General features: G+C 44.7%; 23 protein-coding genes. 22 read left to right on the forward strand and 1 reads right to left on the reverse strand.

Annotated features, from left to right (window positions below; all coding sequences use genetic code 11):
- Window positions 1-6: 6 nt before the first annotated feature.
- Entirely contained in the window at window positions 7-1,242 is a 1,236-nt protein-coding gene (locus FYJ34_RS06645; protein WP_154477179.1) for a DUF819 family protein, read from the reverse strand.
- A gap of 249 nt (window positions 1,243-1,491) precedes the next feature.
- Between FYJ34_RS06645 and FYJ34_RS06650 the strand changes: the two genes are divergently transcribed.
- The 22 genes from FYJ34_RS06650 to FYJ34_RS06755 all read left to right on the forward strand — a co-directional run bounded on the left by FYJ34_RS06650 (window position 1,492) and on the right by FYJ34_RS06755 (window position 21,919).
- Window positions 1,492-2,298: a CPBP family intramembrane glutamic endopeptidase gene (locus tag FYJ34_RS06650; protein ID WP_173017067.1), complete on the forward strand. Its 807-nt coding sequence runs from the start codon at window positions 1,492-1,494 to the stop codon at window positions 2,296-2,298.
- A gap of 738 nt (window positions 2,299-3,036) precedes the next feature.
- Window positions 3,037-3,252, forward strand: coding sequence for a hypothetical protein (locus FYJ34_RS06655; RefSeq protein WP_154477183.1), 216 nt, complete (start codon window positions 3,037-3,039; stop codon window positions 3,250-3,252).
- A gap of 91 nt (window positions 3,253-3,343) precedes the next feature.
- Window positions 3,344-5,221 carry a glycosyl hydrolase family 18 protein gene (locus tag FYJ34_RS06660; RefSeq protein ID WP_154477185.1) on the forward strand — a complete coding sequence of 626 codons (1,878 nt, stop codon included), beginning with the start codon at window positions 3,344-3,346 and terminating at the stop codon, window positions 5,219-5,221.
- Between the two features lie 208 nt (window positions 5,222-5,429).
- Window positions 5,430-6,467, forward strand: coding sequence for an L-threonylcarbamoyladenylate synthase (locus FYJ34_RS06665; RefSeq protein ID WP_235899302.1), 1,038 nt, complete (start codon window positions 5,430-5,432; stop codon window positions 6,465-6,467).
- Window positions 6,468-6,486: 19 nt separating this feature from the next.
- A complete protein-coding gene (gene upp, locus FYJ34_RS06670) occupies window positions 6,487-7,116 on the forward strand; it encodes a uracil phosphoribosyltransferase (RefSeq protein WP_154477189.1) in 630 nt (209 codons plus the stop codon).
- 19 nt (window positions 7,117-7,135) lie between these two features.
- On the forward strand, window positions 7,136-7,624 hold the full coding sequence (locus FYJ34_RS06675; protein ID WP_154477191.1) for a deoxycytidylate deaminase: 489 nt from the start codon (window positions 7,136-7,138) through the stop codon (window positions 7,622-7,624).
- Window positions 7,625-7,641: 17 nt separating this feature from the next.
- Window positions 7,642-8,682, forward strand: a complete 1,041-nt coding sequence (locus FYJ34_RS06680; RefSeq protein ID WP_154477193.1) for a 1-aminocyclopropane-1-carboxylate deaminase/D-cysteine desulfhydrase — start codon at window positions 7,642-7,644, stop codon at window positions 8,680-8,682.
- A gap of 132 nt (window positions 8,683-8,814) precedes the next feature.
- Window positions 8,815-9,957 carry a YibE/F family protein gene (locus FYJ34_RS06685; protein WP_154477195.1) on the forward strand — a complete coding sequence of 381 codons (1,143 nt, stop codon included), beginning with the start codon at window positions 8,815-8,817 and terminating at the stop codon, window positions 9,955-9,957.
- Window positions 9,954-10,730: a YibE/F family protein gene (locus FYJ34_RS06690; RefSeq protein ID WP_154477197.1), complete on the forward strand. Its 777-nt coding sequence runs from the start codon at window positions 9,954-9,956 to the stop codon at window positions 10,728-10,730. The genes FYJ34_RS06685 and FYJ34_RS06690 overlap by 4 nt, the downstream gene beginning before the upstream one ends.
- A gap of 310 nt (window positions 10,731-11,040) precedes the next feature.
- On the forward strand, window positions 11,041-11,406 hold the full coding sequence (locus FYJ34_RS06695) for a hypothetical protein (protein ID WP_154477199.1): 366 nt from the start codon (window positions 11,041-11,043) through the stop codon (window positions 11,404-11,406).
- 32 nt (window positions 11,407-11,438) lie between these two features.
- Window positions 11,439-11,774 (forward strand): hypothetical protein, encoded by a 336-nt coding sequence (locus FYJ34_RS06700; RefSeq protein ID WP_154477200.1) that lies wholly within the window; start codon window positions 11,439-11,441, stop codon window positions 11,772-11,774.
- Between the two features lie 25 nt (window positions 11,775-11,799).
- Entirely contained in the window at window positions 11,800-12,147 is a 348-nt protein-coding gene (locus FYJ34_RS06705) for a helix-turn-helix domain-containing protein (RefSeq protein ID WP_154477202.1), read from the forward strand.
- Between the two features lie 93 nt (window positions 12,148-12,240).
- The gene (locus tag FYJ34_RS06710; RefSeq protein WP_154477204.1) at window positions 12,241-13,020 is read left to right on the forward strand and encodes a hypothetical protein; all 780 of its coding nucleotides are present in this window, start codon (window positions 12,241-12,243) and stop codon (window positions 13,018-13,020) included.
- Between the two features lie 79 nt (window positions 13,021-13,099).
- On the forward strand, window positions 13,100-13,501 hold the full coding sequence (locus FYJ34_RS06715; protein WP_154477205.1) for a helix-turn-helix domain-containing protein: 402 nt from the start codon (window positions 13,100-13,102) through the stop codon (window positions 13,499-13,501).
- Window positions 13,502-13,546: 45 nt separating this feature from the next.
- On the forward strand, window positions 13,547-16,192 hold the full coding sequence (locus tag FYJ34_RS06720) for a SpaA isopeptide-forming pilin-related protein (RefSeq protein WP_154477207.1): 2,646 nt from the start codon (window positions 13,547-13,549) through the stop codon (window positions 16,190-16,192).
- A 154-nt stretch (window positions 16,193-16,346) separates the two neighbouring features.
- Complete coding sequence (locus FYJ34_RS06725) at window positions 16,347-16,682, forward strand: DUF961 family protein (RefSeq protein WP_173017068.1); 336 nt, start codon at window positions 16,347-16,349, stop codon at window positions 16,680-16,682.
- A gap of 13 nt (window positions 16,683-16,695) precedes the next feature.
- Entirely contained in the window at window positions 16,696-17,088 is a 393-nt protein-coding gene (locus FYJ34_RS06730; protein WP_154477210.1) for a DUF961 family protein, read from the forward strand.
- Between the two features lie 55 nt (window positions 17,089-17,143).
- Window positions 17,144-17,581, forward strand: a complete 438-nt coding sequence (locus FYJ34_RS06735; protein WP_154477212.1) for a hypothetical protein — start codon at window positions 17,144-17,146, stop codon at window positions 17,579-17,581.
- Between the two features lie 389 nt (window positions 17,582-17,970).
- The gene (locus FYJ34_RS06740; RefSeq protein ID WP_173017069.1) at window positions 17,971-19,371 is read left to right on the forward strand and encodes a helix-turn-helix domain-containing protein; all 1,401 of its coding nucleotides are present in this window, start codon (window positions 17,971-17,973) and stop codon (window positions 19,369-19,371) included.
- Between the two features lie 464 nt (window positions 19,372-19,835).
- Window positions 19,836-21,209: a replication initiation factor domain-containing protein gene (locus FYJ34_RS06745; protein WP_154477216.1), complete on the forward strand. Its 1,374-nt coding sequence runs from the start codon at window positions 19,836-19,838 to the stop codon at window positions 21,207-21,209.
- Between the two features lie 22 nt (window positions 21,210-21,231).
- Entirely contained in the window at window positions 21,232-21,495 is a 264-nt protein-coding gene (locus tag FYJ34_RS06750; RefSeq protein ID WP_154477218.1) for a hypothetical protein, read from the forward strand.
- Window positions 21,496-21,505: 10 nt separating this feature from the next.
- Entirely contained in the window at window positions 21,506-21,919 is a 414-nt protein-coding gene (locus FYJ34_RS06755) for a TcpE family conjugal transfer membrane protein (RefSeq protein ID WP_154477220.1), read from the forward strand.
- Window positions 21,920-21,939 lie beyond the last annotated feature (20 nt).

Below are 21,939 nucleotides of genomic sequence, written 5' to 3' on the forward strand. Positions count from 1 at the left end.
CAGCTTTTAGAGTCCTAAAATGCTTCCGACGATCAATCCAAAATAGGTTCCCAGAACATATCCCAACGTTCCCACCAGCACGATGGGGCCGATCAGATCGGTCCATCCTTTTGAAACAGCCATAGCGGCAGCCGTAGTCGGACCTCCGATGTTGGCGTTAGATGCCAGTATGATATCCTCCAGGTTGAATTTCAACAGTTTTCCTGCAACGAAGCTAAACAGCATATTTACAAACACGACGATCGCGGCAAACACCAGAAGCAGCGGTGAATTCTTTACGATCATAACGATGGAAGCGGGAACACCGATCACGAAGAAGAAAATATAGATGAGGAAAGTTCCCAACTCGTTCGTTCCCTTGATCTCTCCAAAGAAACCAGGCGCAAACGTAGCGCAGCACATGGCGATGGTAGTGATCCACAGATACTTGTTGCCCATCAGAGTATTCAGGATTCCCAAAAAGGCGTTGCCTGTAGGAATGATGCTTGCAAAGATGGTAGCGATAATGTCGGACAGGGTAACGATGGTGAATGCGGTGGCAGCACCAAGCGCGATGTCCTTCAGGGAGATTTCCTTCCGTCCCCAGAATGCGGCAGCATTCGTCTGATTTTTATCAGCGTGGGCGCTGGAAGCCTCTACAGCGTCTACATAAGGATGCTTGAAGTGCTTCCGGAAAAATCCGATGGAAGGAATGGCGATCAGCGCAAAGAAGTAAAGCGCCATCAACAGGTTGTCTGCAACGGTAGCGGCAGAGATCATCTCTCCGGATACGTCGAAGGCAGCGCCAAGTGCGGCAAAGTTTACCGTTCCGCCGATATAGGTCCCGGTGAATACGCCGGCAAGTCCTGCCAGTTCAGGAATGAACTTGTGAAGCGCTGCATAAGCAAGAAGAGCGCCGCAGGCAGTTCCAACAGATCCAAAAAGGAAAATGATCAGGATGCGTCCCGCTTCTTTTCCGATCTTGCGCATGTCACACTGCAGCAGCAAAAGAGGGATGGCGAGAGGAACCACAAAGCCCCATACATTATCCCAGGTTGGCGCATCCATAGGAATGATACCAAAGTTAGAAAGAACGATTGCAAGAACAAGAGCGATGATGGCACCGGTCAGTTTCGCCGCCCATTCATACTTTTGTTCCAGGTAGATGGCAATGGCCGCTCCCAAAACGCAGATCGTCCAAAGCATCCAAGTGTTTTCCGCTCCTACCAGCGGGTTGTTCAGATCGAAAATATGTCCCCACATACTCTCTTGGCCTCCTTTCAGAAACAAAACATGTTGTAAAATAAATTGTGAAATAAATCTCACTTAAGTATATAGAGATTTGTAATAAAAGTCAATAATCTACCGGAAGCAATATCACAAAATGTGCAATATGCACATCAAAATCAGATATTTCAGAGAGGTAAACTTTCTTTATATCGGAGCGTCTTAACAAAAATTTTATACGGTGTGTGGTAGGATAAACAGCAAATGAGAAAGAAGGAGAAGAATATGCAAAAACAATCGGATATCAAATGCAACTGGAAATTTCAACTGGCTTTGTCGGTAGCCATCTTTGCTATCTTTAGTATTTATGTTCCTGCTCTGGGAGCCCTGGGATTAGATCTGACAAACGGAACGTTATTGTCGGAAGGGAGCAGACTGTTTGTCAGTGTGGCTTTGGCGACTGTCTGCGGATGTTTGATCCGGGAAGAGCTGGAAAAAAAGAACCCCTTACATCTTTCCGGCCGGACAAAGATACTACTGGGGCTGTTGGGGGCAGTCTTCCTAATAGTGGCGTTTCAGATCGGGATGTTTTTTAACTGGATGGATGTGCTCCAACTGGATCCGGTCTCAATCCTGAAGTGTTTTTTCATAGCAGTGGCAGCAGCGGTATTTGAGGAGCTTTTGGTGCGGGGGCTGATCCTGTCGGCGCTGGAAAAAGCTTTTCAAAACAGCAGACACCGGCTATTGCTGGCAGGACTGATTTCTGCCCTGATATTCGGAGCGCTGCATTACTATAACCTGTTTCAAAACGCATCTTTGGGAGAAATAAATCAACAGGTGTTCTATGCGGCGGCGCTGGGTGTGATGTTCGCTGCGTTTCGGATCTGTTTTCAGAATCTGTGGCTGCCGATCCTCATCCATTTTGCCATAGATTTTCAACCGTTCATCGGAGAAAGCGGAGGGGGAGGAGGGCAAAGCCCCTGGACATTTCTGCTTTTGCTATTTGTCCCGCTGGCACTGATGGCAGCCGTCACACTTTTTAGTGCAGACAGGGACGCAGGCATCTGCCGGAAAGAAGAGGAAAAAGAATAAAGGAAAAAGAATAAAGGAAAAAGAATAAAGGAAAAAGAATAAAGGAAAAGGAGAGAACAAGACTGTCACGGAAAAAAGACCTGCCGGGACAGTCCTTTCCTTTTATGGGAAATCCTGGTCTCTGTGGTCTATACGATAAAAATATTTTGCGCAGGCCGCGCTGCGGCGCTATAAAGCTATGTGATGAAAGCGACTGGCTGCAAGGAGAAACTTTCATATCGCAGAAGGCGTTTACCTGACTCGACGGTCGGGAAAAAGAGACAGAGAGAAACAGACAGAGAAAAACAGAGAAAAATATTTTAAAATTTCAAGAGAGGGCTTGCGAAAGAAAAGAGAATCTCGTATAATGTCCCCACTGGAGAATGGATTTTGATAGCTGTGTTTTACGTAAAGGAGGACAGTTTCTATCATTTTTACCAATCGTCTGAATTCTAAGATCAGACCGAATCAAATCAAGCGTTGCAGATACCTGCAGCCGTAATGCCGATTCAGGCAATTTTTCAAAAAGTACGAAACAGAATCTGCAAAATCAAACAGTGACGGGAAGCCGGATGTCAGAGGAAACCTTGTCCGTAGGATTTTTGTGGAAAAAAAGAAAAAAGAGAAAAAAGACCGTGAATTTCTTCAGTAGGAGCAGCTGCGACTCAGGAAATCTCCCGGGTGGGCACTGTGTCACAGCACCTTCGATGCCGCCGCGGGACACAGCAGCCACGGCTATCGACGGCAAAAGGAGGAAAAATGGAAAGGGAGGTGCAGATGCGGCATATGTTTGAAGAGCTGACGGGATATGAGTCCAGGGATGTAAAGCTGAAAATGGACGGATATCCGGCAAGCCCCATGCAGATCGTCCAGGCGCATATGCTAAGAGAAGAGACTGTCTATATGAGAGACTACATTTTGGACGAAAGGGGCAATGTGAAAGAGCTGTGCTTTCATCGTGTAACAAATAAATAAGAAACTTACCCCGCAAACGTGAAAATGTCGAAATAATTAATGACGTGGATCAGAGCTTTTGCTATAATGGAGTCCGAGTAGGAGGTGCAGTATGGATCAAAAAGAAAGAAGACCCCGCACAGCTTCGGGACGGACGACGGCAGAAAGAAGAGTCCAGCGAACCGGAAGACCCCAGGGAGACGACGGCAGGAAGCAGTCTTCCAGAAGGAACCAGAAACGAAGAAGACGGAGAAGACTGAGGATTTATGCATTTCTTCTGGTGGTTTTGGCGGTTTTGGGACTGATGGCGGCGGTACTTTGGAAACGCTACAGCCCCACGAAAGAAAAATATGATTTGAAAGCATACTATGGGATTCAAAGTGAGGAGCAGGTGGCAGTTACAATGGACAACCAGGTCGTTGAGCCAAATGCCAAAGTCTGGGACGGAAAGGTCTACCTGCAGTACGAGACTGTCAGAGACTATGTAAACAGCAGATTTTACTTTGATCAGGGAAATAACACCTTGCTGTATACCCTTCCAAAAGATATCGTTTCCGTGGAAGTAGGAAGTAAGGAATATACCATATCCAAGGAAAAAAAGAGCGAAGATTACGTCATTTTAAGAACAGAGGGAAGCACAGCTTATGTTGCGCTGGAGTTTGTCCAGCAATATACCAATATGGACTATGAGGTATACGATAACCCCAGCCGTGTGGCGGTAGTGACCAAGTGGGGAAAAAAGACGGTGGCTTCTGTCAAGAAAGACACGCAGGTACGCTATCAGGCAGGAGTGAAGAGTCCGATCCTGACGTCGGTGAAAAAACAGGACGAAGTGACGGTCATAGAGACGGAGGGAAGCTGGAAAAAAGTGAGGACGAAGGACGGGTTTATCGGTTATGTCAAAACCTCCGCACTGCGGGCGCCGGAAGAAAAGACGGTGTCCAGAAAGTTTGAAGAGCCTGAATTTACCAGCATTTCCAAGGACTATACCATTAATATGGCATGGCACAACGTGACGAACCAGGATGCCAACAGCGGAGTCCTGCAGATGATCGCAAAAAGCAAGGGACTGAATACCATTTCGCCTACCTGGTTCCATGTTTCGGATACATCGGGAAACATAAACTCCATTGCATCGGCGGAATATGTCGGCTATGCGCACCAGGCAGACGTAGAGGTGTGGGCGGCAGTAAGAGATTTTGACGGAGGGATCAATTCCTATGAGGAATCCCTTCAACTGCTGAAGAGCACAGAAAGCAGGGCGACACTGATCAACCAGCTGATCTCTGAGTCCCTTCGCGTAGGAGTGGACGGGATCAATGTGGATTTTGAGAAGATCTCGGAAGAGTGTGGAGAGCACTTTATCCAATTTGTAAGAGAGCTGTCTGTCCGCTGCAGGCAGAACGGTCTGATCCTTTCGGTAGACAACTATGTACCCAAGACCTTTAATACCTATTACAACCGGAAAGAGCAGGGGATCGTGGCAGACTATGTGGTCATCATGGGATATGACGAGCACTATGCAGGATCTCCCGAAGCCGGATCGGTTGCGTCATACAACTTCGTAAAAGAAGGGATCGAGGAGACGCTGAAGGAAGGTGTTCCGGCCAACAAGATCATTAGTGGGATGCCGTTTTTTACCCGCTTGTGGAAAGAGACGGCCAAGACCAAGGAAGAGCTGGCAAGCCAGAAGGGAACGGAAGCGGCAGAATATACGATGAACGTGACCAGCGAAGCTTTAGGCATGGACAGCGCTCAGGCAGTGGTGGATCAGTCAGGAGCAGAGATTACCTGGGATGAAACAGCCAAGCAGGATTATGCCACCTGGAGCGACGGAACCACCACATATAAGATCTGGCTGGAGAACGACAAATCTATCGAACCCAGACTGCGGCTGATGAAAGACAATAAGCTGGCAGGGACCGCCGCATGGGCACTGGGACAAGAAAGTGAAAGTATCTGGAACCTGATCTTCAAATATGTAAATTAAAAACAGAGATGCCCTGGAACTGCAGACCACATGGTTGGCAGACGGGGCATCTTTTTTGCGGAAACAACCGGACAAAACGACAGAAAAACATTTTTTCAGCCATAAAACCTTGTAAAACAGAGGGTTTTTGCAGGTGAGCCGGATTTTCCGGGCAAGGAAACTTGTAGGACGAAATAGAGTATAGTATAATGAAAAAATGAAAACAAAAATGAAACGATTAGAAACGTTGGAAACAGATAATTCCATATTGCAGGAAGCCGGACGGATCCTAAGAGAGGGCGGACTGGTAGCGTTTCCTACAGAAACGGTATACGGACTGGGGGCAGACGCCCTTAATGAGAAGGCGGCGGAAAAGATCTATGCGGCGAAGGGAAGACCTTCCGACAATCCGCTGATCGTCCATATTGCAGAGAAGGAGGCTCTTGACCGGATCGCAAAGGAAATTTCTGCGGAGGCGACAAAGGTGATAGAAAAATATTGGCCGGGTCCTCTGACACTGATCTTTGAAAAGACAGATGCCGTTCCGGAGGGAACGACGGGAGGACTGGATACGGTGGCTGTCAGGATGCCGTCCCATGCACTCGCAAGAGCGCTGATCCGGGAAGGGGGCGGTTATGTGGCTGCGCCCAGTGCCAACACCTCCGGAAGGCCGAGTCCCACCAGTGCGGAGCATGTCCGGGAGGATCTCTGGGGAAAGGTGGATCTGATCATAGACGGAGGAGAGACGGAGATCGGAATTGAATCGACCATTCTGGATGTGAGTGTAACGCCTCCGGTGATTTTGCGCCCGGGAGCCATTACAAAAGAAATGCTGGAAGAAGCAGTGGGCAGGGTGGAGATGGATGAAACTCTTTTTTCCGGAGACAGCAAGGAACCGCCCAAAGCTCCGGGAATGAAGTATCGCCACTACGCACCGAAGGCAGAGATGACAGTCATCGACGGAGAGATCCAAGACGTCATAGAAGAGATCAACCGGAGAGCAGAGGAAGATCTCAGACAGGGAAAACGGGTGGGGATCATTGCGACAGAAGAATCCTGCCTGCAGTACCGGAAAGGATCGGTAAAAAGCATCGGTCTGAGGACGGAGGAGGCAACCGTAGCCAACGGTCTGTACCGGATCCTGCGGGAGTTTGATGCAGAGGGGACAGACTGCATCTACAGCGAGGCGTTTGGTTCGGAGGGAATTGGGAATGCTATTATGAACCGGCTCTTAAAAGCGGCCGGCCATCATATAATAAAATTATAAGAAAGAGAGAGGAAAAACTATGTCAAACGTTTATGTAATGGACCATCCATTGATTCAGCACAAGATAAGCTATATCAGAAGAGAGGACACGGGATCCAAAGATTTCAGACAGATGATCGGGGAAGTGGCGGCGCTGATGTGCTATGAAGCGACGAGAGATCTGAAGCTTCAGGATGTTAAGATAAAGACACCGATCTGTGAGATGATCGGAAAAGAGCTGAGCGGGAAAAAGATGGCGGTGGTTCCGATTCTGAGAGCAGGGATCGGGATGGTGGATGGAATCCTGAACATGATACCGGCGGCAAAGGTAGGACATATCGGTCTGTATCGTGACCCGGAAACCTTCGAGCCGGTAGAGTACTACTGCAAGCTTCCGGCAGACTGCGGCGAGAGAGACGTGTTTGTGGTAGATCCTATGCTGGCAACGGGGGGCTCCTGTGTGGCAGCCATCCAGATGCTGAAGGATAAAGGCGTGAAAAACATTCGGTTCATGTGTATCATAGCAGCGCCGGAAGGAGTCGAAAGACTTCAGAAAGAGCATCCGGACGTGGATGTATATGTAGGGGCTTTGGATGAATATCTGAATGAGCACAAGTACATTGTTCCGGGACTGGGAGACGCAGGAGATCGTATTTTCGGAACCAAATAGACAGGAAGAGGAAGTGCGTATGGGAAATAAGAGAAGCGATTATATCAGTTGGGATGAATATTTTATGGGAGTGGCAAAGCTTTCGGGTATGCGCTCCAAAGATCCGAGCACGCAGGTGGGCTGCTGCATCGTAAGCCAGGACAACAAGATCCTTTCCATGGGATACAACGGGTTGCCCAGGGGATGCTCCGACGATACGTTTCCCTGGAGCAGAGAGGGAGAGGACCCGCTGGAAACAAAGTATGTATACACGGTACACAGCGAATTAAACGCCATCTTAAATTACAGGGGAGGGAGTCTGGAAGGGGCAAAGCTGTATGTATCCTTATTCCCCTGCAACGAATGCGCCAAAGCCATTATACAAAGCGGGATCAAGGAAGTAATCTACGCAGAGAACAAATATGAAGATACTCCGGCAGTACAGGCCTCTATGCGGATGTTCAACGCGGCGGGGGTATCCTATCATCCATATCAGGCAACAGAAAGGGAAATCTGTATCAGGCTGTAAAAGGCAAGGAGGGCGTTATGGACTGGACAAACAGAAAAGAAAGCTTTTTGAATCTTCCTACACCATTGGAATATCTGGAAACGATATCAAAGGAACAGGGAGTACACTTCTATATCAAGAGAGATGACGTGACGAATCTGGGATTTGGAGGAAACAAGCTGCGAAAACTGGAATACATCCTGAAAGATGCCAGAAATCAAAATGCCACCATGATCATCACAAGAGGCGCAGTCCAGACAAACCATGGGCGTTTGACGGCGGTAGCGGCAGCCAAATACGGGATGAAATGTGCGATCGTATGTATCGGGGAATATCCGGGAGAGCTTTCTGCCAACCTGCTTTTGGACAGGATCCTGGGAGCAGAAGTGATCATCAAAAAACCGAATGGACGGCCGATAGAAGAGCAGTATAAAGAACTGATCAAACAGGTCTGCAGCCGATATGAGGAGCAGGGAGAACGGGTTTACTACACTCCGATGGGAGGCTCGGACGAAGTGGGATCATTGGGGTACTATGAATGTGCCAAAGAGATCGCAGCCCAGACGAAAGGAAAAGAGTTTGAAAATGCCCGGCTGTTCTGCAGTGTGGGAAGCGTAGGCACTTACATGGGACTTTACTGTGGCCTGCAGGAGGTGGAGAATTCCCTGCATTTGACCGGAGTCGCCATTATGCCGTTTGACGAGGAAAAAGATAAAGAAGTGGGAGCCCTATACAAAAGGGTAAAAACACTTCTGGGAAAAGAGACAGGAGATCTTCCGGAGTTCCATATAGAAAAGGGATATGTCAGGGGAGGATATAATCAGCCTTCCCGGGAAGTAAGAGAAGCCGTGTACTATATGGCAAGAAAGGAAGGGATCTTTTTGGATCCCTGTTATACGGGAAAGTGTTTTGCGGGGATCCTGGAAATGATCCGGGAAGGAAAGATAAAGAACGGAGAAACGATTATATTTCTTCATACAGGAGGAGGTCCCGGACTATTTACCAGGCATCACAGAGAGGCATTTGAAGAGGAACTGATGGCAGGTGTACACCTGCTGGAAGAAGACGGGGAGTTTTAGCGGCTCCCGGGAGAAAAAAGGAGGATGACAGGCTTGCTTTCAGGAAAACGGCCGTCATACTGCTTTTTTCTTCTGTAAGGGCAAGCATCAGTCAAGGCAGAGGAAGTTTTGATAAATTAGGAAAGGCAGGAAATGGAGCGCAAAATACGGGAATATTTCAGAGAGCTGGGACAGATTTTCTTCCCGGCAAAAAAAAGAAGATATTGGGGCTGCTTTCTTCTGATCTATCTGGCTGCGTTGGTGTTTACAGCAAATGATGCCTGGCTGTACCAGACGCCGATCGTAAGGATCACGGAAGTACAGACAAAAAAAGACGGCGTTTCGGAGTCAGCACGGGGAGGAAAGGAACAGCATTACAGGCAAAAACTGAAAGGAATCCTGCTAAATGGAGAAAAGAAAGGAAAAAGTGTTATCCTGAAAAATCAATACACTTACTCCAATGTGTTGACGCAGAAATTTCGGAAAGGGGATCAGATCCTGATAGGACTGAATACATCCTCCATGTCCGGCACAGTAAAGGTGTTAAAAAGGGATGTATACCTGGTGGGTCTGGCAGGGGGATTACTCCTTTTTCTGATCCTGGTTTCAGGAAAAAGCGGAATCCTTACGATCGCCACTCTTCTGGGAAATGCTCTGATATTTGGAGTGGGATTTTCACAGTATCTGAAGGGGAGAGATATCCTGCTGATCTGTAATTTGATGGCCGTTTTGTTTGCAGCGATAACGCTGCTGATCCTGAACGGATGCCACAAAAGAACATGGGCGGCGCTTCTTTCTGTGCTCTGCGTGCTAGGGTGCATCATGGGACTGTTTGATCTGGTATCGGCGCATACAGAAGGCTTCGACTATTCTGCGATGGAATATTTGGGCAGCCTGGACGATCCGGACCATCTGTTTCGGGCAGAGATCATGCTGGCGGGATTGGGGGCCATCATGGATGTGGCGGTGACTATTTCCAGTGCATTGGGGGAGATCGTCCAAAAGAAGCCGGACGTGTCGTTTGGACAGCTGTTTCGGTCTGGAAGAGAGATCGGGTATGATATTATGGGAACCATGATGAACGTACTGTTGTTTGTGTTTGGCTGTGGTCTGATCCCGACCTTTTTAATACGCATAAATAATGAAGTGGGATTCCTGACGATCGTGAAACTGCATATTCCCTACGAGATCTGCCGATTCCTCATAGAAAGCATCGGGATCGTCTTGACCATTCCGGTTTCTATCCTGGTGGCTTCTATATTTATGAAAGCAGGAGGAAGGAGGAAGAGTGGATGATCGGGATATTAGCACTTGTGCTTTTTGTACTGCTTTTGGCGGTAGGTGGAGAGAGAGGGGCCTCTTCTATTTTGACCCTGGCGGGGAATATTTTCGTACTGGCAGTGACGATCTTTCTGTTGGCGGGAGGATTTCCGCCGATCCTTCTTACCTTTCTGGCAGGGACCGTGATCAGTTACCTGACGCTGATCAAACAAAATGGAAAAAATAAGAAAACAGGAGCGGCATTTTTAGCTACGGCGGCAGTCATGCTGCTGTTGCTTCCGGCAGTGTATCTGGTGGTATGGAAAACGAACGGGGGCGGACTGAATGAGATCCAGGCGATACAGGAGGATGTGATGTATTATTATAATGTGGATCTGCGGATCCGTATGCTTTCTATCGCAGTCTGCATCAACCTGCTAAGCGTGCTGGGAGCCGTTCTTGATACGGCGCTTTCTATTACATCTTCAGTGCATGAGGTGGCGGTCCACAGACCGGAGCTTACCAGACAGGAGCTGTTTTTTTCAGGAATGCGGATCGGGAAAGAGATTACGGGCACCACAGTCAATACGTTGCTGTTTGCCTATCTGGGAGGATCGCTGCTACTGTTTGCCTATATCAAGACCGGGAAATATACAGTGGAGACGATCTTGAACTCTAAATTTTTGTTTCAGGATCTGTCGGTGATGTTGTTTGGGGGGATCGCCTGCCTGGCAGCAGTTCCGATTTCATCCGTTTGTGGGGCACAGATGACAGTAAAAAACATCAAGAAAAACCAGGCGCAGAATTGACCTTTATTACCTACTTTTAGGGTGGGTAATAAAAACGTGTTGGTTTTAGAATGAAATCGTAAGGACTTAAATAGTTTTTACGATTTCATTTTTTTTGAGAAGAGTGAAATCTATCGTTCTTTGATAACAGAATGATAGTGCTATGGGTGATATATAGATGGTAAGCAATAGACCATTTATGCGTAACGTATTACCGAAAGGATTGCAGGAACTACCATAGAGAACCACTACAAAAAAATGACAGAAGCTATAACAAGAGGGGCAAAGCGCTCCTCTTTTTTTACAACAGATCTTTAAGGAGAAAATAATTATGTTGTATAACACGATTTTTTTACTTAGAGGAAAACGATATGTAACGTTATCTGAATTTAAAAAGCTTGAGCAGTACAATACGATCTTAGGGGATCTGTCAGATCCTGAAGAGCTGATGAGATGGAATGCCAGTGAAGAAGCAGCTGCAAGGGAAGAATTGGCGAAGCATAAATGTATGTATAATTTAAGCAATTTGGATCATATTTGCATAGAGGAATATGCATTGTATCGCTGTAAATGTGAGGATGATGAAGATTGGACTGATTGTTCAGAGGATTGTGGCTATGAGTTTGCGGAAACCGTTAAAATCGGAGTGGAGGATAAATCTTTTGAAGAGCAATGGCTAAAGGATTTTTTGATGTAAAAGAGAAAAGGCTTTAATGAAGGAAAGAAGAAATGGCAAAAAGTCAATGGAAGATAGAGTTCAATGAAACAGGACACCTTGAAAAGGTTGGGATTGAAATCCCGTCTTTTAGAGGGAAGAATGTTACAAAGGATATATTGGAACGTATTAGATACCTGGACTACTTGATTAGTGGTATTAAGAGGGATCAGGAAGCATATTTTGATTCCTATGACCATGATATAACGGAGTATGTTGGATACTTTAAATTCTATTTTGAACGTCTGGAAAATGAAGAGGTGATGGAGAAAATCCGGGTAGATGTAGGTGATGGATTAAGTCTGAATGAAGAGAACTATAGATATATAGAATCTTTTTTGGAAGAGTAGAGAAAAACCAATTGTGGAGGAAATAATGGAGAAAAAAGCAGCTGAATTGTTGGCGTGTAGGAAAGAAAAGGGACTTACACAAAGTCAGATGGCAGAGATTTTGCATATTGGAGAAAGAAGCTATCGAAGATATGAAAAAGGAGAAAGGGATGTTCCTGATCTTGTGTATGAGATATTTTTGAAGTGGAAAGAAAGCATGGGTTATGTTTACAACGAACGAAAGAAAAAAGAATGGCGAAAAGATGAACTTTTATGTCCGTACAAGGTGAAAACTATTTCACGGGGAAACGGAGTAATGACGCAGTTTTTTTTGCGGTGTGTAAAGAATAAATGTGCTTTGTGGGATGGAACGGGTTGCCGGGGAAAATCCTGAAAGAAACTTGCGAATTATCGCTGGATTTGGTAGGATAATGGCGAGGAAAGAGGACGAGTGAACCATGAGTGGGAAAGGAAAGGTGATCTTAAAGTGAAAGGTCAATTATCTAAGGTTTTGGAGACTTGGAAGGGGTATTCTAAGAAACGAAAAGGAGCTGTCATAGGAGCCTTTTTTCTTGTGCTTTTATGTGGCGGTTATGGAGTGTATGCGGCTTCTGGTTTTGAGACAGAAGGATTTTCGGAAGAAAAGAAGATGGCGTTGGATAAGAAACAGACGGAAAAGAAGGCGTCTGATCAAAAAAAGAACAGCGTGAAAAAGACAGATGAGCCAAAAGAGATAAACGAAAAGAAGGAGAACAAGGACACAGAGCAGAAAACAGGATCGGAAGCCGAAAAAGAAACGGATTCTAAAAAGAAAGCCCAAAAGGATGATTCTTCAGAAGCAAAAGAGGATAGTCGATCTTCTAAAGCGGAAACAGCAAAGAAGCAGGAAGAAAAGAAGGTGGCTTCAGCAGCGACTACTTCCAAAGAGGAAAAGAAAAGGGAATGGGTACCTCCGGTATATGAAACCATTACTCATCCGGAAGAGGGACATTATGAGACGAAGGTGATCGTTCCGGCATATGAAACACAAAGACAGGTAGGAACTTATGTATTGTCTAGTGACGGGGCAACTTTTTACGGGGAAGACGCTGTATTACAGTGGGGTGAGTATGCGCAGTCTAAAGGAAGAGGTTCCAATGTAACGTCATATTCTACACAACCGTTATGGGAAACGTACACGGTTCCTGCTGTGACGGAGCAGGTTTGGGTGGTAGATAAAGCTGCCTGGGTAGAGAACAAATTAGTAAAAGAAGGGTATTATAAATAATTCATGAATATGTCAAAAAGGAACAGAAAGAGCTGTTCCTTTTTTGATGGAGAAAAGCAGAGAAAGGTAGTTGGACATCATGGAATTATTGGAGTATTTAGGTAGAAATGTTGTAAGATTGAGAGAAAAAAAGGGAATGGAACAAAAGGATCTGGCTCTGCTTTTGGAGAGATCACCTTCTACGCTTTGTAGCTTAGAAAAAGGACGTGTATATCCTCATTTTTCTATGGTGGAGCGATTGCAAAGGATTTTTGAAGTGGATGTATTGGAATTACTTGGTTCTGAAGAAGAGATTGAGTTATGGAAAAGTGTACAGTTGTTTCAGAAGTTGCTGGTGTATGAAGGGCAGTTGCGAAGGTTTAGTGAAGCCGGAGAAGGGGAAAAAAGAGAGGAAGCGAAGTCATTATTGTATGCGCTTATGATTTTACGGGAAGCAATGAATGGTGTGTTAGAAAAACGATTGTATGAGCTGTTAAGTTAAAAAGATAAAAAAGTAGATCCTAGATAAGTGAATGGAGGAAGAAAAGTGAAACAATGGAAACGGTTAGCAGCACTGATGTTGTCGGTGGTGCTTTTTACATCATCTTTTGCAGGGAACGTATTTGCCAGTGAAACGGATACGGTTTCTATCGGAGGAGTGGAGATTCCAAAAGGTTTGGAATCGTATGTGGGAAATGGGCGAAAAGATGTTTTGAAGAAAAAAAGTCGGCTTAGGAGTGCAGGAGATACGGTGAGAGTGACACCGGGAGGATCTGAAGCGTATGGCTCCTGGTTTACCAATCGATTTACGGTGACTACTCCGGAAGGAAGTTTTGTAGGATTTTGTGCGGAACCAAATTCAGGAACGCCTAGCGGAAATTTTAGTGCGTCTATTTTGAACAATGATTTAATCAAATGGTGTTTGATAAAGTACATAAAAGACCCTAGCACATTTAACCTGGGGCATACGTCATATTATGCATCTCTTCATGCAATTATAGGATACATATATGTTGGACAGACCACAGGATTGTCTTCTGGGGATGTACAGAATATTTCAAATTTTTTGAATGGTTCAATTGGTAAATATATCCGGAATCAGATTGCTGCGAATCAAGTTTTGTTTGAAGATGGCACCAGTGCTGCTTTAAGTGATTATGAATGTTATGTGGCTCTCAATAATCTACAGGATATCGTATGGGTACAGGAGTCACCTAGAGGGGAGCTGCGGTTAAAAAAGGTGTCCGCAGATCCTGGTATGACAGAGGGAAATAATTGCTATTCTTTGGAAGGAGCGGTGTATAAGGTCTACTTGATGGATGGAGTGACGGAGGTAGGAGAGTTTATAACAGATCGGGAAGGCGAGACTACACCGCTGTCACTTAAAGTGGGGAATTATCTGGTAAAGGAAATACAGGCTCCGAAGGGATATGCCTTAGATCAAAAGAGCTATGTTGTGTCTATTTCCTCAAAGGCGGTGACCTGGGTGAATGGAGATGTGGTAAAGGATGTTCCACAAAATGACCCGGCTATCGTGTGGGTTGGAAAAATTGATTTGGAAACGACACAAAATCTGCCGCAGGGAAGTGCTTCTCTTGCTGGGGCAAAGTTTCAAATTAAGTACTATAAAGGGTTATATGACACGGATCCAGCAGAGCAGGGAATCCAGGCAGAGCGGCAGTGGGTGTTATCAACGAATGAAAACGGATTTGCACAAATGGAAAAGAAGTATGTGATTTCTGGAGATGAATTTTATTTGGATAGTGCCGGAAGAGTTACTTTACCTCTTGGAACAGTTACGATTCAGGAGATTGAGCCACCGAAAGGGTATCTGTTGAATGATTCCACCGTGTATGTACGTCAGGTAAGAGAAGATGGAAATGTGGAGTCGGTAGAAACCTATGATCGTCCCGTGATTCAGGAAGAGGTGATCCGTGGCGGTGTTCAGATTGCCAAGTGGGATCAGGAAACACAGAAGGGGAAACCACAGGGAGCTGCCACGCTGGAAGGAGCGGTATTTGAGATCGTGAATCAGAGCGATCAGACTGTGAAGGTGAATGATATAGTATATCAGCCGGGAGAAGTGGTATATACAATCCAGACGGATCAAAATGGGTTTGCAGCTACCGCTTCTGATCAGCTACCGTATGGAGATTATGTAATCCGGGAGAAGGAAGCACCGAAAGGGTATCTCAAGAAGGGTGTTTTGGAACGATCTTTTAAGATCCGGAAAGAGGGTGTGATAGTAGATCTGACGGATAAGGAAGGGACGATTCAGAATCAGCCGATCCGAGGAGATCTGGAAGGGATCAAGGTGGAAGATGGAAGTCTGAAGCGGATGGCAGGAGTTGCTTTTTCTATTACGTCTAAGACAACGGGAGAGTCCCATGTAGTTGTGACGGATGAAAATGGATATTTTTCTACGGAAGCACAGTGGAATCCTCATACGCAGCATACAAACCGGGGAGAAACCAGTGAAGATGGTGTGTGGTTTGGAAGTTCCGATCCGAATGATGAAGTGGGAGCGTTGCTGTATGATACGTATGTATTGAATGAGCTTCCCGGAAAATATAATAAGGGAAAAAAGATGATTCGGGACGTAGAGATTGTGATCCGGAAAAATAAGACGGTGGTTAATCTGGGAACTATTACAAATGATGAGGAGAAGCCGAACAAAATGAAGATCCATACTACAGCGGTCAATGAGTTTGGCGGAAAAGAGCTGACAGCAGCGAATCATCAGAAGTTTTTTGATCGGGTAAAGTTCTGGGGACATACCTATTTGGATCAGACAGTGACCTTTGAAGCGGTGTTGATGGATCCGGAAACAAAAAAGCCATTATTGATTGATGGGAAAGAGATCCGGAAGAAAAAAGAAGTTTTAATCGAATCTTCAGAAGGAGAGATTGACGTACCGTTTGAAATTGACGCTGCCTCGCTTGCCGGAAGGAAATTTGTTATTTTTGAGTATGCATATGACAGCAAGGGAGATCTGATTGTGTCGGAAGAAAATTTGGAAAATGAAGATCAGACACTATATGTAAAAGAACGGTTGTTTTCTGTGAAAACAGGGGATGCTGTAAAGGTATTGCCGTTTGCTTTGTCGTTTTTGACAGCGGCAGGAATATTGGGAGTGGTGCTGTATCGGAAAAGGAAAGAAAGGAAAGCCGTGGAAGGAGAGACTATGCAGTAGACAGATTTTCAGGTGTTTCGATAGGATAAGTTTGTAAAAGTAGAGTTACTTTTTAGAGGAATTGTCCCGAAAAGTAACTTTTTAAGTTTTTATAGAAAACAAGAAGTAAGAAAATCAGGATAAACAAATAAAAATGTAAAAGGAGAAGATGTGTATGAATAATTTACCAAAGGGTGCTGTCCCGGATATGGAAAAAAGTTTTGGAGTTTTGACATTTTTAGGATCGGATCCAGAACCGATTCGTAGAAGAAACAGTAGAGGAAATGCAGTGGTGATTGGAAGGCGGTATCGTTTGTTGTCAGAGACGCAGACAGGAGAGGAAATTGAAGTGATTGTAAAGGATTCTCAGCCTAAAAATCTGATGATGGGAGATGAAGTGATACTTTCCAATCCGATAGTAGATTTTATTAGCGTAGACAGTCAGTTTCAGAATGGAAATCGGACGGTGCAGACAAGATTTAATGCAGATCAAATTGATCTGAAGGTATAAGGAGGGTAAATAAATGGCATTAAAACATACGGCAATTTTTTATGACTGCGAAAAAACATTTGGAGTGTTGAAATTTTTGTCCTATGAAGGAGTAAGAAATGTGTTTGACAATGAAAAGGGAGAAAAAACAGATGAGATCAAAAGCAGAGTGTATCGGCTGATCAGTGAAAGACAGGGGGAAGTGATTGAGGTTACGATTCCACCGGAGGTAGCAGAAAAAAATCTGAAGAAAGGTGCAACAGTTGTTCTGAAGGGGTTAAATATCCTACCTATTGCGAAAAGGGGGTATGGGTCGGATACGAATAATTACATTCAAGCGGAAGATCTTCTGGAAGTAGGAGGAGCGACGCAGAATGTTCCGCCGGTTCCCAGTTTTGGCAAGAAGGAAGATGGGAAGAAGGAATAGAGGAGCTGCGTTAGAAGGGATTGTTTTATGCGGAAGAAAGAAAAGAGGAAAAAGTATGATGGTGGATCGGATTGTTCGGACATTGCGAACGGTGGGAAGAGAGGAAGACATTTATCGGGATGTGGTATTTCCGTTGAATGAAGAGGATATTTTAAAGTATTTTGAAGTAAAGGAACTGAATGAACTGCGGTTTGCGGATCATGTAGACGGGAAAGTATCGGTGTCTAATTTTAACCGGATTATTCGAGAGGCTCCTGATCGAGCTGCAAAGATTGCAGATCAGATCGAGGTGACCGTCAAATACCTGAAGAAACGGATGGCAGCGAATCAGGATAAGAACTATAAAGGTCTTGTCGAGCAGCTGCCTTTGACTTTTGAAGATGGCATGGTTTGGAGCTGGTGCATGAAAGAACATTACAAGCATAAAGATGAAAAGGTGCATGTGAGGCGATCAAAGTATGACTTGTCCGTCTATTATGGAGACGTAGATTAGGAATGCTGGAGGAATATGCTGGGAAACGATGGAGGAGGAAGTAGCAGATGTGGGAAACAATTTGTCTATATTTTCACGCAAAAAAAATTCGTTATTGGCATAGGAATCTGTTTTGGATTTTCCGTCTCCTGCGTTTTTTTCTGCCACTGAGTTTGTTACTTGTTTGGTATGGCTGGGTAGTTGCCAGGAGGATCTATTTTTCCGGGGACTGGCAGGGATTTTTGCTTCGGGGAGAGGTTTCCTGGCAGGAATATGTATTAGTTCCCTGGTGGATATTTTTGGCAGTTCCTATTGTGTGGGGAATCAGTTGCATTATTTGGGAAATCTTGTTTGATCGATTGTTTCCTGGATGGTATAGCCGTAGATTTCACTTGCAGCAGTTGTCCCGGATGATAGTGACAAATGGTTGGTTTGATCGCAGGAGCCAGCAGGGAAAAGAACGGATCATCTGGTTTCCTCGGATATTTTATCGCATGGAGCAAGGCACGGTATTTTTGATGGTGGAAAATACCATGGGGCGGTATCAGAGCCAGTTTTTGACATTGCAGCAGAAGGTGGAGACAGGAATTCTGTGTGAATTAATGGGGATAGAAGTAGGTGAACGCTATATCCGCTATCGGTTTTTGTACCAGTTGGAACGCTGCCGGATCAGGATAGAGCAGGTTTTGTGTCAGAAAGGTTCTTTGCTTTTGATGGAAGGCGTGGAATGGAAGTTTGATAAGCAGCCTCATGCTTTGATAGTCGGAGGAACCGGAGGTGGAAAGACATTTCTTATTTTGACACTGATTGAAAGCTTGCTAAAGGCAGGAGCAGAAGTTATAGTGTTGGATCCCAAAAGAGCGGACTTGTCTGATTTGGGACAGGTAATTCCTCAGGTATATAGCAAGAAAGAGGAGATGATCTCTAAAGTGATTCAATTTTATTTTGATATGTTGGACACTTATGATCGCTATAAGCATATGGAAGGATATTATACCGGATGTAATTATCGGGCAGTGGGACTTTCGCCACACTTTTTAGTGTTTGATGAATATGTGGCATTTATGGATATGCTGGGTTACAGTACAGCAGATAAGATCATGACGTATTTGCGAAAGATTGCTATGTTGGGTCGGCAGGTGGGATATTTTTTAATCCTTGCCTGTCAACGTCCAGACGCTAAATATTTTGCGGATGGTATGCGTGATCAGTTTCATCTTAGGATTGCTTTGGGAAGAAATTCTGAAATGGGTTATAGTATGGTGTTTGGATCGGAGGTAAAAAAGACATTTTTAAACCGAGATATTCCGGGACGGGGATATGTTGATCGTAATTTAGGGATTGTGCATGAATTTTATGCGCCTTATGTGCCGGAAGGATATGATTTTTTGGCACAGATGAAGAAATTAGGGTTTTGTTCTACGACACCTATTCTTCAGGAGGACTTATGGACATTGGAGCGTGGAGCAGAGGAGGAGCTGCGTTTAAGTGAGCGGACACAGCGGATTTTAATGGATATGGGAATTTATTCGGATTCTTTGGAGAGACAGAAAGATGTTCGTTTAGAAGAAAGTAGCAGCTTGTTGCCGGATGATCGGAATGATGAAGCTGGATATGAGAATTCTATATTTGTTCGGGAAACAGAGCGATCTTTAAAGAGCCTTCGTGAGTCTTTTCATCTGACGCAATCAGAGTGTGCCAAAAAGCTGGGAATCAGTCGTCAGCGGTTATCAGACTATGAATCAGGACGTGGGCTTAGCCAGGAAGTAGAGGATCGTCTACGCAGCCAGATGGAGAAGTGGTGTGATTGAAAATTGGTGTGTGATCAGGTAGGCAGAAATGCCGCAGGCAAGAAAGCCGTCAGGCTTGGCTGCCGCAGGCATGAAATGCTACCTGCGAAAGGGGGCGAATGCCCCCTTTCGCACACCTTTACCCCCGTTCACTAACAGGGGGGTAGTAATGTAAACACAAAACCTGAGAAACCCTAGATTTTACAAGGCTTTGCAAGGGTTTTTCAAAGTGTAACATTGAGGGTCAAATGTTACACTTTTTTTTAAGCTGTTTTTGTTAGGAGATTTTGGAGATCTTAGATTAAAAAAATAACGGAGAAAACCGGATTTAAACAGGAAAAAGAGAAGAAAGAAGAGCAAAATGATCACGAAGTGATCATGCGCTAGACCCGCGGTAGGCGGCAAAGAGTAAAGGAGGGACAGAAGAAGTTCGGCTTTGAAAACATAGTGAGGATCAAAAAACGAAAAGAAAAGGTTGAAGAAGTGTGTATGCGGAAGAAAGAAAAGAGTCGGAAGCAATGGGCGTGGAGATTCCGGTTCGGGAAACCATTGCTTTTCCGAAGGAGATTAGCGCAGATTGGTATCAAATGGTGCGCAACACTTTAAAGGAGTTTCACATTTCGGTTTCCCGATTAGGGATGACGCTTGGGGTATCGCGGGTACATATAACGGATCTTTTAAACGGGAAGCGTAGTATAAAAAAAGAAATGAAAGACAGCATAGAAGATGCTGTGATTCGTTTGAATCCGAACCATGCATTGTCACTACAGATTGATTATTTACGTGTCAGATTCCCGTCGGATAGTGAACGAATTGCAATGGATATTGCGGAGGAAATTTTAGAGATCCCCTTTTCTTATTTTGATAAGCTGGGACATGGTTGGAATAATTATGAAACTGTGTATCAGTATGGACTGGATGGTGGCATTTTGCTGTGCGAATCTGCAAAAGAAGAGCTAGGGATTCTGTTAGAAATGACCGGACAAGCTTGCAGACGAATGGAGAATCACTTGGAACTGACAGAACGAACTTGGTATGAGCTGTTCCGGAAAATTGAAAGGTGCAATGGGGTGTATAAGCGTCTGGATATTGCGGTGAATGACCATCATGGGATTTTGGATATTCATCACATGAAATTGCTGTTAGAGGATGGATCCTATGTGTCTAGATTCCGAAGTTATGAGTTTATCCGTAGTGGTGCGATCAAGAGGGAGAAGGAAGGCAGTGGTGATACCTTGTATGTAGGATCGAAAGACAGTGAAATTTATTTCTGTATTTACGAAAAGGATTATGAGCAGTTTGTAAAATATCAGATTCCAGTGGAAGAGGCTTATATCAAAAACCGATTTGAAATACGGTTATTTGAAGAAAGAGCTGCCAGCTTTGCAAAAAGTATGCGTAGTTGTCAAAAAGATGAGGATGGATTGGAGCGGCTTTGCTTTGGTGTGATTAATCACTACCTGGCATTTTTAGTGAAAGAAGAAGGAAAGGAAAAGCGTAACTGGGTGATGGATCCTATGTGGAATCACTTTATCAGTCAGGTACACAGAGATAAGATCCGGTTGGAAATGCAGCCACGGGAACAATCGGTAGAGAGATCTCTTTACTGGGTCAGGCACCAGTGTATGCCAACTATCCGGAGCCTTCATCAGAAAGGGAAGCTTTTGATGGAGGAAGAGTTGGAGAAAGGAAAGACCAATGCCAGATTGGATCGGATCCTAGATTCAGAAGAGGAAATCCGATGGCAAAAAGCAGCAAAAAATTATTATGAGGAAAATTTGGAGGAGAAATTACGTGAAGAAATGGAAGGATCAAAAAAGATGGGAAAGCAAAGACGGGTTGAGGGAGACAGGAATTAAAAAAGATTGGAAGCTAGGAATTTTGGGAATCATGATGGGGTGCAGCGTTCCGCTAGTCACATTTGCCAGTTCCGGAAATCCGGGACAAGGAGCCTGGCAGATCGTGAAAGATTTGATAGAGCCGGTACTTTATTGTCTGGTGGCGGTGCAGGCGGTTAGGATTTTAAAGGATCGGAAGCTGACAGAAGGAATTATCTTTGCCGTGGTATGTATCCTGGCTATGATTATTGTTTTTCATCCGGAGCTTTTAAAGTCGATTGCAGATAATTGGGCAGGACGATTATAGGAGGCACAGATTGAAGGAGATCAAGAATTATAAAGAGGTTTGGAATGTGACGGGATCTATGTATCTTCCCGTTTGGAAAAATGTATCCTTTCGGGTTTCCTTTGTGGCACTGGGAGCAGCTGCCTTTATGGAGCTTCCGATGTTTCTATTCGGACAATATATCCCATTTGCCAATACAAATATCGTGATTCGGTATGGGTTGATTCCGGTGGGATTTGCATTTTTGATGGACAAGAAAACGTTTGATGAGAAACGACCTTACTGTTTTTTGTGGGATCTATTTTGTTATTTTTTGCGAAGTAAAATCATGTATGCCGGTGAGACAATCCGGAAAAGAAAATGGAACTGGAATAAAGAATATTTAATGATTTTGAGAGATGGTCAGGAATTGGAAGATAGAGATGTGACAGAGAAGAAGCCTTAAAGGTTTCTTCTCTGTTTTTG

It is taken from the genome of Suipraeoptans intestinalis, from assembly GCF_009696485.1.
GTDB lineage: Bacteria > Bacillota > Clostridia > Lachnospirales > Lachnospiraceae > Suipraeoptans > Suipraeoptans intestinalis.

What these genes read in the sequence shown, in the direction of transcription:
- upp (WP_154477189.1), top strand. Translation starts at nt 6,487, where the DNA reads ATGTCAAACGTTTATGTAATGGACCATCCATTGATTCAGCACAAGATA.
- FYJ34_RS06690 (WP_154477197.1), top strand. Translation starts at nt 9,954, where the DNA reads ATGATCGGGATATTAGCACTTGTGCTTTTTGTACTGCTTTTGGCGGTA.
- FYJ34_RS06655 (WP_154477183.1), top strand. Translation starts at nt 3,037, where the DNA reads ATGGAAAGGGAGGTGCAGATGCGGCATATGTTTGAAGAGCTGACGGGA.
- FYJ34_RS06685 (WP_154477195.1), top strand. Translation starts at nt 8,815, where the DNA reads ATGGAGCGCAAAATACGGGAATATTTCAGAGAGCTGGGACAGATTTTC.
- FYJ34_RS06700 (WP_154477200.1), top strand. Translation starts at nt 11,439, where the DNA reads ATGGCAAAAAGTCAATGGAAGATAGAGTTCAATGAAACAGGACACCTT.
- FYJ34_RS06680 (WP_154477193.1), top strand. Translation starts at nt 7,642, where the DNA reads ATGGACTGGACAAACAGAAAAGAAAGCTTTTTGAATCTTCCTACACCA.
- FYJ34_RS06660 (WP_154477185.1), top strand. Translation starts at nt 3,344, where the DNA reads ATGGATCAAAAAGAAAGAAGACCCCGCACAGCTTCGGGACGGACGACG.
- FYJ34_RS06695 (WP_154477199.1), top strand. Translation starts at nt 11,041, where the DNA reads ATGTTGTATAACACGATTTTTTTACTTAGAGGAAAACGATATGTAACG.
- FYJ34_RS06740 (WP_173017069.1), top strand. Translation starts at nt 17,971, where the DNA reads ATGATAGTGACAAATGGTTGGTTTGATCGCAGGAGCCAGCAGGGAAAA.
- FYJ34_RS06675 (WP_154477191.1), top strand. Translation starts at nt 7,136, where the DNA reads ATGGGAAATAAGAGAAGCGATTATATCAGTTGGGATGAATATTTTATG.
- FYJ34_RS06725 (WP_173017068.1), top strand. Translation starts at nt 16,347, where the DNA reads ATGAATAATTTACCAAAGGGTGCTGTCCCGGATATGGAAAAAAGTTTT.
- FYJ34_RS06730 (WP_154477210.1), top strand. Translation starts at nt 16,696, where the DNA reads ATGGCATTAAAACATACGGCAATTTTTTATGACTGCGAAAAAACATTT.
- FYJ34_RS06650 (WP_173017067.1), top strand. Translation starts at nt 1,492, where the DNA reads ATGCAAAAACAATCGGATATCAAATGCAACTGGAAATTTCAACTGGCT.
- FYJ34_RS06665 (WP_235899302.1), top strand. Translation starts at nt 5,430, where the DNA reads ATGAAACGATTAGAAACGTTGGAAACAGATAATTCCATATTGCAGGAA.
- FYJ34_RS06645 (WP_154477179.1), bottom strand. Translation starts at nt 1,242, where the DNA reads ATGTGGGGACATATTTTCGATCTGAACAACCCGCTGGTAGGAGCGGAA.
- FYJ34_RS06735 (WP_154477212.1), top strand. Translation starts at nt 17,144, where the DNA reads ATGATGGTGGATCGGATTGTTCGGACATTGCGAACGGTGGGAAGAGAG.
- FYJ34_RS06705 (WP_154477202.1), top strand. Translation starts at nt 11,800, where the DNA reads ATGGAGAAAAAAGCAGCTGAATTGTTGGCGTGTAGGAAAGAAAAGGGA.
- FYJ34_RS06715 (WP_154477205.1), top strand. Translation starts at nt 13,100, where the DNA reads ATGGAATTATTGGAGTATTTAGGTAGAAATGTTGTAAGATTGAGAGAA.